The 12,747-nt window shown below is 68.8% G+C and carries 11 protein-coding genes; all 11 read left to right on the plus strand.

The window, feature by feature from the left end; genetic code table 11:
- The first annotated feature begins 42 nt into the window (after nucleotides 1-42).
- The 11 genes from nirB (at nucleotide 43) to B0W80_RS11330 (ending at nucleotide 12,745) form a co-directional block, all read left to right on the plus strand.
- On the plus strand, nucleotides 43-2,517 hold the full coding sequence (gene nirB, locus B0W80_RS11280) for a nitrite reductase large subunit NirB (RefSeq protein WP_076999225.1): 2,475 nt from the start codon (nucleotides 43-45) through the stop codon (nucleotides 2,515-2,517).
- Nucleotides 2,518-2,530: 13 nt separating this feature from the next.
- Complete coding sequence (gene nirD / locus B0W80_RS11285; protein ID WP_083745314.1) at nucleotides 2,531-2,935, plus strand: nitrite reductase small subunit NirD; 405 nt, start codon at nucleotides 2,531-2,533, stop codon at nucleotides 2,933-2,935.
- A 76-nt stretch (nucleotides 2,936-3,011) separates the two neighbouring features.
- The gene (locus B0W80_RS11290) at nucleotides 3,012-5,810 is read left to right on the plus strand and encodes a nitrate reductase (protein WP_076999227.1); all 2,799 of its coding nucleotides are present in this window, start codon (nucleotides 3,012-3,014) and stop codon (nucleotides 5,808-5,810) included.
- A gap of 83 nt (nucleotides 5,811-5,893) precedes the next feature.
- Nucleotides 5,894-6,811, plus strand: a complete 918-nt coding sequence (gene ybiB, locus B0W80_RS11295; protein ID WP_076999228.1) for a DNA-binding protein YbiB — start codon at nucleotides 5,894-5,896, stop codon at nucleotides 6,809-6,811.
- A complete protein-coding gene (cobA, locus tag B0W80_RS11300) occupies nucleotides 6,808-7,596 on the plus strand; it encodes a uroporphyrinogen-III C-methyltransferase (protein WP_076999229.1) in 789 nt (262 codons plus the stop codon). The genes ybiB and cobA overlap by 4 nt, the downstream gene beginning before the upstream one ends.
- A 97-nt stretch (nucleotides 7,597-7,693) precedes the next feature.
- The gene (locus B0W80_RS11305) at nucleotides 7,694-8,824 is read left to right on the plus strand and encodes a sterol desaturase family protein (protein ID WP_076999230.1); all 1,131 of its coding nucleotides are present in this window, start codon (nucleotides 7,694-7,696) and stop codon (nucleotides 8,822-8,824) included.
- Entirely contained in the window at nucleotides 8,824-10,077 is a 1,254-nt protein-coding gene (locus B0W80_RS11310; protein WP_076999231.1) for an NAD(P)/FAD-dependent oxidoreductase, read from the plus strand. The genes B0W80_RS11305 and B0W80_RS11310 overlap by 1 nt, the downstream gene beginning before the upstream one ends.
- Before the next feature lie 99 nt (nucleotides 10,078-10,176).
- Nucleotides 10,177-10,389, plus strand: coding sequence for a 30S ribosomal protein S21 (gene rpsU / locus B0W80_RS11315; protein WP_007833691.1), 213 nt, complete (start codon nucleotides 10,177-10,179; stop codon nucleotides 10,387-10,389).
- A gap of 114 nt (nucleotides 10,390-10,503) precedes the next feature.
- Nucleotides 10,504-10,953 carry a GatB/YqeY domain-containing protein gene (locus tag B0W80_RS11320; protein ID WP_076999232.1) on the plus strand — a complete coding sequence of 150 codons (450 nt, stop codon included), beginning with the start codon at nucleotides 10,504-10,506 and terminating at the stop codon, nucleotides 10,951-10,953.
- A 2-nt stretch (nucleotides 10,954-10,955) separates the two neighbouring features.
- A complete protein-coding gene (locus tag B0W80_RS11325) occupies nucleotides 10,956-11,444 on the plus strand; it encodes an NUDIX domain-containing protein (RefSeq protein ID WP_143684577.1) in 489 nt (162 codons plus the stop codon).
- Complete coding sequence (locus B0W80_RS11330; protein ID WP_076999234.1) at nucleotides 11,441-12,745, plus strand: Hsp70 family protein; 1,305 nt, start codon at nucleotides 11,441-11,443, stop codon at nucleotides 12,743-12,745. The genes B0W80_RS11325 and B0W80_RS11330 overlap by 4 nt, the downstream gene beginning before the upstream one ends.
- Nucleotides 12,746-12,747: the final 2 nt, after the last annotated feature.

Raw genomic sequence — 12,747 nt, forward strand, 5'->3', positions numbered from 1 at the left:
CCATGCGCCACCACTTTGATTGAGTCCAGAAAGGTCCACCCCATGAAGAAGATGAAACTCGTGATGGTCGGCAACGGCATGGCCGGCGTGCGCACGGTCGAAGAGCTGCTCAAGATCGAGCCCGACCTCTACGACATCACCGTGTTCGGCGCCGAGCCGCATCCCAACTACAACCGCATCCTGCTGTCGCCCGTGCTGGCCGGCGAGCAGACGGTCGACGAGATCATCCTCAACAGCTGGGAGTGGTACGCCGAGAACAACATCACCCTGCACGCCGGCAAGAAGGTGGTGGAGGTCGACCGCGTGAAGCGCATCGTGCGCGCCGACGACGGCACCGAGGCCGCCTACGACCGCCTGCTGATGTGCACCGGCTCCAACCCCTTCATGCTGCCGGTGCCCGGCAAGGACCTGAAGGGCGTGATCGCCTACCGCGACATCGCCGACACCGACTACATGATCGAGACCGCCCGCACGCACAAGAACGCGGTGGTCATCGGCGGCGGCCTGCTGGGCCTCGAAGCCGCCAACGGCCTGATGCTGCGCGGCATGACGGTCACCGTCGTGCACGTCATGCCCTGGCTGATGGAGCGCCAGCTCGACGACGTGGCGGGCAAGCTGCTGCAAAAGTCGCTGGAAGACCGCGGGCTCAAGTTCGCGATCGGCGCGCACACGCAGGAACTCGTCGGCGGCGAGGACGGCCGCGTCAAGGCCATCCGCTTCAAGGACGGCAGCGAGGTCGCGGCCGACCTGGTGGTGATGGCCGTCGGCATTCGGCCCAATGTCGACCTGGCCCAGAAGATGCGCCTGCATTGCGAGCGCGGCATCGTGGTCAACGACACCATGCAGACCGTGACGGACGCGCGCATCTACTCGGTGGGCGAATGCGCCGCGCACCGCGGCATCGCCTACGGCCTGGTCGCGCCGCTGTTCGAGCAGGCCAAGGTGGCGGCGAACCACCTGGCGCACTTCGGCATCGGGCGCTATTCGGGGTCGCTCACTTCCACCAAGCTCAAGGTGACGGGCATCGACTTGTTCTCGGCCGGCGACTTCATGGGCGGCGATGGCTGCGAAGAGATCGTGATGAGCGACCCCTTCGGCGGCGTCTACAAGAAGCTGGTGATCAAGGACGACAAGCTGGTCGGCGCCTGCCTCTACGGCGACACGGTGGACGGCAGCTGGTACTTCAAGCTGCTGCGCGACGGCCGCAGCGTGCACGACATCCGCGACAAGCTGATGTTCGGCGAATCGAACATCGGCGACACCGGCCACGAAGGCCACAGCAAGGCCGCGAGCATGCCCGACGAGGCCGAAGTCTGCGGCTGCAACGGCGTGACCAAGGGCACCATCTGCAAGGCCATCAAGGACAAGGGCCTGTTCACGCTCGAAGAGGTGAAGAAGCACACCAAGGCCAGCGCGTCCTGCGGATCGTGCACCGGCCTGGTGGAGCAGATCCTCATGTTCACCGCCGGCGGCGACTACTCGGCAGCGCCGAAGAAGAAGGCGATGTGCGGCTGCACCGACGCGAGCCACCAGGACGTGCGCGACGGCATCCGCAAGGAGCACTGGCTGACCCACGCCGAGGTGTACCGCGGCATGGGCTGGCGCACGCCCAACGGCTGCTCCAGCTGCCGCCCGGCCGTCAACTACTACCTGATCTCGACCTGGCCCAAGGAGGCGAAGGACGATCCGCAGAGCCGCTTCATCAACGAGCGCAGCCACGCCAACATCCAGAAGGACGGCACCTATTCGGTGATCCCGCGCATGTGGGGCGGCCACACCACGCCCGACGAACTGCGGCGCATCGCCGATGCGGCCGACAAGTACAAGATCCCTACCGTCAAGGTCACGGGCGGCCAGCGCATCGACCTGCTGGGCGTGAAGAAGGAAGACCTCGAGAACGTGTGGAAGGACATCGGCATGCCGTCGGGCTTCGCCTATGCCAAGTCGCTGCGCACGGTGAAGACCTGCGTCGGCAGCGAGTGGTGCCGCTTCGGCACGCAGGACTCCACGCAGATGGGCAAGGACCTGGAGCGCGCGCTGTGGGCCATGTACTCGCCGCACAAGGTCAAGCTGGCCGTGTCGGGCTGCCCGCGCAACTGCGCCGAGTCCGGCATCAAGGACGTGGGCGTGATCGGCGTCGACTCGGGCTGGGAGCTGTACGTGGGCGGCAACGGCGGCATCAAGACCGAGGTGGCGCAGTTCCTGGTCAAGGTGAAGACATCCGAGGAAGTGATGGAGTACGCGGGCGCCTTCCTGCAGCTCTACCGCGAGGAAGGCTGGTACCTGGAGCGCACGGTGCACTACATCGGCCGCGTGGGCCTGGACTACGTGAAGAAGAAGGTGCTCGACGATGCCGAGGGCCGCAAGGCGCTGTGGGAAAGGCTGCAGTTCGCACTCGACGGCGAACCCGATCCGTGGTTCGAGTCGAGTCAGGCGTCCGTGGACGTCCGGCAGTTCACGCCCGTCGCCGTGCTCGATGCCGCCGCCGTGGCCGCCAACGCCGCCCAACCGGCCTGAAGGAGCAACAACCATGAGCGAATGGAAAGTCATCTGCCGCGTCGACGACATCCCCGTGCTCGGTGCGCGCCGCGTGGCGCGCCCGGTGGGCGTGGACGTCGCCGTGTTCCGCAACGCCGAGAACCAGGTGTTCGCACTGCTCGACCGCTGCCCGCACAAGGGCGGTCCGTTGTCGCAGGGCATCGTGTTCGGCACCAGCGTGGCGTGCCCGCTGCACAACTGGTCGATCGGCCTGGACGACGGCTGCGCGAGGGCTCCCGACGAGGGCTGCACGCCGCGATTCGCGGTGAAGGTGGAGGACGGCGTGGTGCACCTGGGCGCCGAGGAACTGGAGACGCACGCGACCGACCTGCCGCGCCCGGTCGCCGGCCCCGCCAGGCGCGTGGAGTTGTTCCCTCTCCCTGCGGGAGAAGACTAGGGTGAGGGCACCGGGCGTTCCCATGGACACGCAGCCTGCCCTCACCCCCGCCCTCTCCCAGAGGGAGAGGGAGCAAATGCAGACGCGCTCGACCTGTCCTTACTGCGGCGTCGGCTGCGGCGTGATCATCGAATCCGATGGCGACCAGATCACCGGCGTGCGCGGCGACCCTGACCACCCGGCCAACTTCGGCCGGCTCTGCACCAAGGGCTCGACCCTGCACCTGACCGCATCCGCCGCCGTCACGATGCAGACGCGCCTGCTGCGGCCGATGCGGCGTGCCGCGCGCGGCGCCGCGCCCGAAGCCGTGGGCTGGGGCGACGCGCTCGACACCGCCGCCGGCAAGTTCGCCCAGGTGATCCGCGAGCACGGCCCCGACGCCGTCGGGTTCTACGTCTCGGGCCAGCTGCTGACCGAGGACTACTACGTCTTCAACAAGCTGGCCAAGGGCCTGATCGGCACCAACAACATCGACACCAATTCGCGCCTGTGCATGAGCAGCGCGGTGGCCGGCTACAAGAAGACGCTGGGCGCCGACGCGCCACCGGCCTGCTACGACGACTTCCAGCACACGCAGTGCCTCTTCATCGCGGGCAGCAACACCGCGTGGGCACACCCGATCCTGTTTCGCCGCATCGAGGACGCCAAGGCCGCGAACCCCGGGATGAAGATCATCGTGGCCGACCCGCGCCGCACCGACACCTGCGAAATCGCCGACCTGCACCTGGCACTGCAGCCGGGCACCGACGTGATGCTGTTCCACGGCATGCTGCACCTGATGCTGTGGGAAGGCTGGACCGATGCCGCCTACATCGCCGCCCACACCAGCGGCTTCGACGCACTCAAGGCCAAGGTGCGCGACTGCACGCCCGACCGGGTCGCGCAGGTCTGCGGCATCGCCAAGGAAGACCTGCTGGAGGCGGCGCGGCTCTTCGCGACCTCCGCCGCGACGCTGAGCCTGTACTGCCAGGGGCTCAACCAATCGTCCTCCGGCACCGCCAAGAACGCGGCGCTGGTCAACCTGCACCTGGCCACCGGCCAGATCGGCAAGCAGGGCGCGGGGCCCTTCTCGCTGACCGGCCAGCCCAATGCGATGGGCGGGCGCGAGGTGGGCGGGCTGGCCAACCTGCTGTCGGCCCATCGTGACCTCGGCAATGCGCAGCATCGTGCCGAAGTCGCCGCCTTGTGGGGCGTGCCTTCGGTGCCGGAGAAGCCGGGCAAGACCGCGGTCGAGATGTTCCAGGCCGCCGCCGACGGTGAGATCCGCGCGCTGTGGATCGCCTGCACGAACCCCGCGCAGTCGATGCCCGACCAGGCCACGGTGCGCCGTGCGCTGCAGCGCTGCGAGTTCGTGGTGGTGCAGGAGGCCTTCTCCACCACCGCGACCTGCGACTACGCCGATCTGCTGCTGCCCGCTACCACCTGGGGCGAGAAGGACGGCACCGTGACCAACAGCGAGCGCCGCATCTCGCGCGTGCGCAACGCCGTGGCGCGGCCGGGCGAGACGCGCGACGACTGGGTGATCGCCAACGACTTCGCGCGGCGGCTGGAAAGGCAACTCGGCCGCGCGGGCACGCTCTTTCCCTACGCGGATGCCGAATCGGTCTGGAACGAGCACCGCGAATCGACGCGCGGCCGCGACCTCGACATCACCGGCATGAGCTACGCGATGCTCGACGCCGCGCCGCAGCAGTGGCCGCTGCGCGAAGGCGATGCCACCGGTCGGGCGCGGCTCTACGAAGATGGCGTGTTCCCCACGCCCGACGGCCGCGCACGCTTCGCCGACGTCGCCTACAAGCCGGTGGCCGAGGCACGCGAGGCGCGCTACCCCTTCTCGCTGAACACCGGCCGGCTGCGCGACCAGTGGCACGGCATGAGCCGCACCGGCACGTTGGGGCGCCTGTTCGGCCACGTGCCCGAGCCCACCGTGCAGATGCATCCGCAGGACATGGCGCGCCGTCAGTTGAAAGACGGCGAACTGGTCCACGTGACCTCGAAGCGCGGGTCGATCCTGCTGCCGGTGTCGGCCAGCACCGACCTGGGCCTGAGCCAGGCCTTCGTCGCGATGCATTGGGGCGGCGAATACCTCAGCGGCCGGTCGAGCACCGGCGAACTGCTGGCCGGCGTGAACGCGCTGACGAGCCCGGCCTTCTGCCCCGATTCGAAACAGCCCGAGCTCAAGCACGCGGCGGTGAAGATCCTCAAGGCCGAGATGCCCTGGTCGCTGCTGGCCGTGGGCTGGCTGCCGCAGGACAAGATCCTCGAGTCGCGGGAGGCTCTGCGCGAACTGATGGGCGCTTTCCCGTTCGCGAGCTGCGTGCCCTTCGGCGACTCGGGCGCGTTGCAGGATGGTTCGCCGCAGCGCAGCGGTGTGCTCTTTCGCGCCGCCGCCTACGAGGCGCCGCCGGACGCGATGCTGGCCCGCATCGAGGCCTTGCTCGGGCTCGACGGCCACGACAGCCTGCGCTACGCCGACCGCAAGCACGGCCAGCGACGTACGGCCCGGCTCGTGCGCGACGGCCAGGATGCGCGTCTCGAAGCCTTCCTGCTCGGCGGCGACACCCGTGCCGAGGCGTGGATCAAGACCCTGCTGCAGGAACGCCTGCCGGCCCAGTCCTATGGCCGCCAGCTGCTCAAGCCGGGCGCCGCCGCGCCGGCCGGCGTCGCCACGCGCGGCAAGGTCGTGTGCAGCTGCTTCGGCGTCAGCCAGACCGCGATTGCCGACGAACTGGCCACCGCGTCGGGCGACGAGGGACAGCGCCTGGCCGCGCTGCAGGGTGCGCTGAAGTGCGGCACCAACTGCGGTTCGTGCCTGCCCGAACTCAAGCGCATGGTGCGTGCCCCCGCCATGCCGGCCCTGGTACTGCAGCCATGACCACTACCCTTGCACTCGCTGCCGCCGGGGTAATAAGCGGCCTGCCGATCCGGCATAAGCCTTGCGGGACAATCCGCACACCCATGGGAATCAGCCACTACATCAAGGAAATCGGCCGCGGCGCGCGCGGCGCCAAGCCGCTCGACCGCGCGCAGGCGCACGACCTGTTCGGCCAGGTGCTCGACGGCAGCGTGAGCGACCTGGAGATGGGCGCCTTCTGCCTGGCCATGCGCATCAAGGGCGAGACGCCCGAAGAGATGGCCGGTTTTCTCGATGCCACCCATGAACGCCTGGCGCGCATCCCGGTCGCCGGCCATCCGCCCGTGGTGCTGCCGAGCTACAACGGCGCGCGCAAGCTGCCGGTGCTCACGCCGCTGCTCGCGCTGCTGCTCGCGCGCGAAGGCGTGCCGGTGCTGGTGCATGGCGCGGCCACCGAGACGGCGCGCGTGCTGTCGTCCAACGTGCTCGCCGCGCTCGGCATTCAACCGCTGCCGGCCATCCGCCCCATCGCCGATGGCGAAGTCGCGTTCGTACCCACCGAGCTGCTGAGCCCCGGCCTCAAGCGTCTGCTCGACGTGCGCCGCGTGGTGGGCCTGCGCAATCCGGGCCACAGCGTGGTCAAGCTGATGCAGCCCTGCGAGGGCGAAGGCGTCGTGGTCGGCAGCTACACCCATCCGGCTTACGCCGAGTCGATGGCCGCGACTTTCGAGTTGATGGGCGCGACCGCCCTGCTCTCGCGCGGCCTCGAAGGCGAGAGTGCGGCCGATCCGCGCCGCACCGCGCAGGTCGACGGCTTCGTGCGCGGGCGCCGTATCGCGCTGCAGTCGCACCAGCCGGGCACGCTGTCGGACGTGCCGGGCCTGCCCACCGAAATCGACATCGCCACCACCGCCGACTACACGCGCCGGGTGCTGGCCGGGCACGCGCCCGTGCCCGACGCCATCGCACAACAGGTCCGCCAGATCCTGCAACTGACCCACGAGCTGGAGCGCAAACAATGAGCCAATCCTTTCACGCCGGCAGCTGCACGCTGGTCGGTGCCGGCCCGGGCGACCCGGAACTGCTGACCATCAAGGCCGCCAAGGCCATCCAGGCCGCGACCGTGTTGCTGGTCGACGACCTGGTCAGCGACGAGATCCTGGCCTATGCCCGGCCCGGCGCACGCATCGTCCACGTCGGCAAGCGCGGCGGCTGCAAGAGCACGCCACAGGCCTTCATCGAGCGGTTGATGATCACCGCGGTGCGTGAGGGCGAGACGGTGGTGCGCCTCAAGGGCGGCGACCCCTTCATCTTCGGCCGCGGCGGCGAGGAGGTGGAGCATCTGCGCGAAGAAGGCATCGAGGTGCAGGTCGTCAACGGCATCACCGCCGGCCTGGCTGCCGTGACCTCGCTGGGGGTTCCGCTCACCCACCGCGAGCATGCGCAGGGCGTGGTCTTCGTCACCGGGCATGCCAAGACCGGCCACGCCGCCGCCGAGCATCCGACCGACTGGCGCCAGCTGGCGGCGACCGTGCGCGACGCACGGCTCACGCTGGTGATCTACATGGGCGTGGCGGGCGTGGTCGGCATCCAGCAGCAACTGCTGAGCGGCCTGCCGGGCGAAACGCCGGTGGCGGTGATCCAGCATGCGAGCCTGCCGGAGCAGCAGCACATCACGACCACCCTGGCACGCCTTCCGCTCGACCTGGCGACCGCCGGGCTGGGCAGCCCGGCCGTGATCGTGGTCGGCGACGTGCTGCGCGGCCTGGCCGCCGCCGGGCTGCCGGCTTCGCGCTTCGGTACCTGAGCCTGTCGATCGGTGGCAACTCGGCCGTTCGGACGGTCGTTGCCGCCGAGCCCGCGGCCTAGAATCTTCGCCCTGAAAGAACAACACGGAGAAGGGCATGCTGGAGCTCGAGAAACTCAACGAATTCGTCGACAGCCACGGCGAGCTGCAGCGCGGCAAGGGGCTGGTCACCGGCACCATCGCGCTGTCGCTGGGCATCCTGTGCTTCCTGGGCGTGCTGGTCTTCCACTTTCCGCAGTACCTGAGCACGCCCGAACTGCGCCGCAGCTACAACGTCGACGTGATGCGCATCGTGCTGCTGACGTCGATGGTCGTCGCGGGCGGGCTGTCGCTGGTCAACATCATCTTCAACCGCTCGCGCTGGCTGTCGGCTTTCGCGTTCCTGCTGGTGGTGGCGGCCGCCCTGCTGGGCGGTCACAAGGTGCCGGTCAACGACTTCGCGGACAACACGCCCTACATCGGCCTCGACTGGTTCATCCTCGACCTGCTGGGCTCCGCGCTGATCTTCATCTTCATCGAGAAGCTGTTCGCCCACCGCAAGGAGCAGCCGGTGTTCCGCGCCGAGTGGCAGACCGACTTCCACCATTTCGTGGTCAACCACATGATCGTGGGCTTCGTGCTGCTGGCCACGAACCTGCTGGTGCACAAGCTCTTCGGCTGGGCCGCCAACGACGGCATCCGCGGCTGGATCGCGGGGCTCAACTTCTGGGTGGGACTGCTCCTGATCGTGCTGGTGGCCGACTTGGTGCAGTACTGGACTCACCGCGCCTACCACGAGGTGCCCTTGCTGTGGCGCCTGCACGCGGTGCACCACAGCGTGAAGAGCATGGACTGGCTGGCCGGCTCGCGCCAGCACATCCTCGAACTGCTGATCACCCGCACGCTGGTGCTGGCGCCCATCTACGTGCTGGGCTTCAGCAAGGAAGTGATCGATGCCTACATCGTGGTGGTCGGCTTCCAGGCCGTCTTCAACCATTGCAACGTGAGCGTGCGGCTGGGGCCGCTGCGCTACGTGATCGTCACGCCCAACTTCCACCACTGGCACCACAGCCAGGACGACGAGGCGATCGACAAGAACTACGCGGCGCACTACGCCTTTCTCGACTACCTGTTCGGCACCGCCGTCAAGAGCACCAAACTCTGGCCCGAGCGCTACGGCGTGGTGGGCGACTACGTGCCCAACGGCTTCTTCAAGCAGCTGAAGTTTCCGTTCGTGTGGAAGGGCTGATGGCGGCGGACGGCGCTTTCGAGGCCTTCGACGTCGTCGTCATCGGAGCCGGTGCCGCCGGCCTGTTCTGCGCGGGCATGGCGGGGCAGCGCGGCCTGAAGGTGCTGCTGCTCGACCATGCCGAGCGCATCGCCGAGAAGATCCGCATCTCGGGCGGCGGCCGCGCCAACTTCACCAACCGCGACCTGGACGTGCGCGCGCCGCAGCGGCATTTCATCGGCGGCAACCCGCATTTCTGCCGTTCGGCGCTGGCGCGCTATACGCCGCAGCAGTTCATCGCGCTGGTCGAGCGGCACGGCATCGCGTACCACGAGAAGCACAAGGGGCAGCTGTTCTGCGACGGGCCTTCGCAGCAGATCATCGACATGCTGCTGGCCGAATGCGCAAGCGGCGGCGTCACGCATCGGCAGCCCTGCAGCGTGGACGAGATCGGGTTCACGCCCGGCGGTGGCTATCGGCTGCAGACCGCGCAGGGCGAGGTGCGGGCGCACCAGGTGGTGGTGGCGACCGGCGGCCTGTCGATTCCCCAGATCGGCGCCACCGACTTCGGCTACCGGATCGCCGCCCAGTTCGGCCTGCGCGTCGTCACGCCGCGGCCCGCGCTGGTGCCGCTGACCTTCGGCGGCGAAGCCTGGGCGCCGTACGCCGAACTGGCCGGCCTCGCCTTGCCAGTGCAGATCGCGACGGGGAGCAAGAAGGAGCGCACGGCGTTTCTCGAGGACCTGCTGTTCACCCACCGCGGCCTCTCGGGCCCCGCGGTACTGCAGATCTCCAGCTATTGGCAGGCCGGCAGCCCGCTCACCATCGACTTCGCGCCCGGTGTGGACGTGCAGGCCGCGCTGGGCGAGGCCAAGCAGCGCTCCCGCAAACGCATCGCCAACGAGCTGGCCGGTCTGGTGCCGGGCCGCCTGGCCGATGCATGGGTCGGCCAGGACGCGGCGCTGCAGCGCCCCATCAACGAAGCGGCCGACCGCGCGCTGGCGGCCCTGGCCGAGCGCATCGCGCGCTGGCAGATCACGCCCAGCGGGACGGAGGGCTACAAGAAGGCCGAGGTCACGGCCGGCGGCGTCGACACCCGCGACCTGTCGTCCCAGACCATGGAATCGAAGCAGCCCGGCCTGTTTTTCATCGGCGAGGTGGTGGACGTGACCGGCTGGCTGGGCGGCTACAACTTTCAATGGGCCTGGGCCAGCGCCCACGCCTGCGCCCAGGCGCTGGCCAGCGCGAGTTCTGACGCTATAATGCCCGGCTAACTTTGGCCTCCCCTCAACGGCCCACCCCTTTTCGTGTTGAGGACACCCGGCCCGGGGCCCGATCTTCCCCAGGCCAACATTCAAGCAACCGATTCATCAATGACCACCATCCGCGTTAAAGAAAACGAGCCTTTCGACGTCGCACTTCGCCGCTTCAAGCGCACCATCGAAAAGCTCGGCCTGCTGACCGACCTGCGTGCCCGCGAGTTCTACGAAAAGCCGACCGCCGAGCGCAAGCGCAAGAAGGCCGCAGCCGTCAAGCGCCACTACAAGCGCGTGCGCAGCATGCAGCTGCCCAAGAAGCTGTACTAAGAGCCGGCATCGCTGAACCGGCCTGAAGGCCGGACACCAGCCAACGCCGCGAGCCGCGCCAGGGACATCCTGCCGCGGCTCTTGTCATTTCCGCCCACCCAGAAAGAGAACGCCATGAGCCTCAAGGACCAGATCACCGAAGACATGAAGACCGCCATGCGCGCCAAGGACTCGGAGCGCCTGGCCACCATCCGCCTGCTGATGGCGGCCATGAAGCAGAAGGAAGTCGACGAGCGCGTGGAACTCGACGACGCGCTGATCGTGGGCATCCTCGACAAGATGGTGAAGCAGCGCAAGGACTCGGTCGCCGCCTTCGTCCAGGGCGGGCGCACCGACCTGGCCGACAAGGAAACGGCCGAGATCAAGGTGCTCGAGGTCTACCTGCCCCAGCGCATGGACGCCGACGCGATCGCGGCCGAGGTCAAGGCCATCGTAGCCGAGCTGGGCGCCAAGGGCCCTGGCGACATGGGCAAGGTGATGGGCGCCGTGAAGTCCCGCCTCGCCGGAAAGGCCGACATGGGCCAGGTCAGCGCCGCCGTCAAGGCCGCTCTTTCGGGCGCCTGAACGTGACGGCGTCGCCGGTCCTCAAGGCCTGTGCCTGCCTGGTCGACGACCGGGACCGCCTGCTGGTCTTCTTCCACCCCGGCGATGGCGGCTTGCAGCTGCCCAAGGGCACCATCGAGCCCGGCGAGTCGCCCGAAGACGCGGTGCGGCGCGAGTTGCTGGAGGAATCCGGCATCGCCTACGACGACGCGCTGCAGCCGCTGGGCACGATGGAGCGCGAATGCGAGGCCGGCATCGAAGGCAACATCGAACGGCATGCCCAGCTCTGGCATCTGTTCCTGATGCGCATCCGGAGCCCACAGCCCGAGCGATTCGAGCACGTGGCCTCGGGCAGCCCCGAGGAAGATGGCCTGGTGTTCCGCTTCCAGTGGCTGGCGCCCGATGCCCCGCTCGACGGCTTCGCCACCCCCTACGTGCGCGTCATCGACCGGGTGCGTGCCGCACTGGCCCCCGTGTCGGGCGAATCCATCGGGGCGCATTCGCCGTCATGACATCACCGCGCCCGGCGTCCTACTGCGCCATCGACTTCGGCACCTCCAACTCCGCCATCGCCCTGCCCGCCGGGCCGGGCCGCGTCGCGTTGGTCGCGCTCGAGAACGGCCAGCGCACCATGCCGACCGCGGTCTTCTACCAGGTCGAGGGCCTGGCGCCGCACGAGGAGCCGCTGCGCTTCTACGGCCGCGCCGCGCTGGCCGCCTACGTCGAAGGCCATGACGGCCGGCTCATGCGCTCGATGAAGAGCATCCTGGGCTCGACGCTCGCCGAGCAGAGCACCGACATCGGCGCCGGCCGCTCGGTTCGCTACCTCGACGTGGTCGGCGGCTACCTGCGCCATCTCAAGACGCTGGCGGAGCGAGAAGCCGACACCACGTTGTCGCGCGTGGTGCTCGGGCGGCCCGTCTTCTTCGTCGACGACGACCCGGCGCGCGACCGCCAGGCCCAGCAGGCGCTCGAGAACGCCGCGCGCGCGGTCGGCTTCAGCGAGCTCAGCTTCCAGTACGAACCCATCGCCGCGGCGCTCGACTACGAACAGGGCATCGACCGCGAAGAGCTGGTGCTGGTGGCCGACATCGGCGGCGGCACGTCCGACTTCTCGCTGGTGCGGGTGGGGCCCGAGCGGCGCCTGCGCATCGATCGGCGCGAGGACATCCTGGCCAACCATGGCGTGCACGTGGCGGGCACCGACTTCGACCGGCACGTCGAACTGACCAGCATCCTGCCCTGGTGCGGCTACCGCGGCTTCGGCCCCAGCCGGCCCGGCCAGACCCCGCGCGAGGTGCCGAGCCGCGTCTACTTCGACCTCGCGACCTGGCACCTGATCAACACGGTGTACGGCCCTCAGCGGGTCGCCGAGCTGCGCCGCATGCGCAGCTTCTACGCCGACACCGACCAGCATGCGCGGCTGATGCGGGTGGTCGAGGATCACCTGGGCCATGCGCTGATCGCCCAGGCCGAGGCGGCCAAGATCGCGGTGGCCGAGGGCGGCAGCACGCAGATCGACCTCGATCGGCTCGAAGACGGACTCCGCTCGACGCTCGACGAGGCCGAGGCGGTCCAGGCGCTCGATCCCGACATGGGGCGCATCGTCGAAGCGGCGCAAGAAACGCTGCTCGCCGCGGGCGTCGACGCGGGCGATGTCGACGTGCTGTATTTCACCGGCGGCTCCACCGGCTTCCTGCCGCTCACGCAGAAAATCGCGGCCGCCCTGCCGAACGCCCGTGCCATCCATGGCGACCGCGACGCGAGCGTTGCGCAGGGGCTGGGCCTGCATGCCCAGCGCCTGCTGGGCTGAGC

This window comes from Variovorax sp. KK3, from assembly GCF_001984055.1.
Taxonomy (GTDB): domain Bacteria; phylum Pseudomonadota; class Gammaproteobacteria; order Burkholderiales; family Burkholderiaceae_C; genus Variovorax.

What these genes read in the sequence shown, in the direction of transcription:
- cobA (WP_076999229.1), top strand. Translation starts at nt 6,808, where the DNA reads ATGAGCCAATCCTTTCACGCCGGCAGCTGCACGCTGGTCGGTGCCGGC.
- nirD (WP_083745314.1), top strand. Translation starts at nt 2,531, where the DNA reads ATGAGCGAATGGAAAGTCATCTGCCGCGTCGACGACATCCCCGTGCTC.
- B0W80_RS11320 (WP_076999232.1), top strand. Translation starts at nt 10,504, where the DNA reads ATGAGCCTCAAGGACCAGATCACCGAAGACATGAAGACCGCCATGCGC.
- B0W80_RS11330 (WP_076999234.1), top strand. Translation starts at nt 11,441, where the DNA reads ATGACATCACCGCGCCCGGCGTCCTACTGCGCCATCGACTTCGGCACC.
- B0W80_RS11310 (WP_076999231.1), top strand. Translation starts at nt 8,824, where the DNA reads ATGGCGGCGGACGGCGCTTTCGAGGCCTTCGACGTCGTCGTCATCGGA.
- rpsU (WP_007833691.1), top strand. Translation starts at nt 10,177, where the DNA reads ATGACCACCATCCGCGTTAAAGAAAACGAGCCTTTCGACGTCGCACTT.
- B0W80_RS11305 (WP_076999230.1), top strand. Translation starts at nt 7,694, where the DNA reads ATGCTGGAGCTCGAGAAACTCAACGAATTCGTCGACAGCCACGGCGAG.
- nirB (WP_076999225.1), top strand. Translation starts at nt 43, where the DNA reads ATGAAGAAGATGAAACTCGTGATGGTCGGCAACGGCATGGCCGGCGTG.
- ybiB (WP_076999228.1), top strand. Translation starts at nt 5,894, where the DNA reads ATGGGAATCAGCCACTACATCAAGGAAATCGGCCGCGGCGCGCGCGGC.
- B0W80_RS11290 (WP_076999227.1), top strand. Translation starts at nt 3,012, where the DNA reads ATGCAGACGCGCTCGACCTGTCCTTACTGCGGCGTCGGCTGCGGCGTG.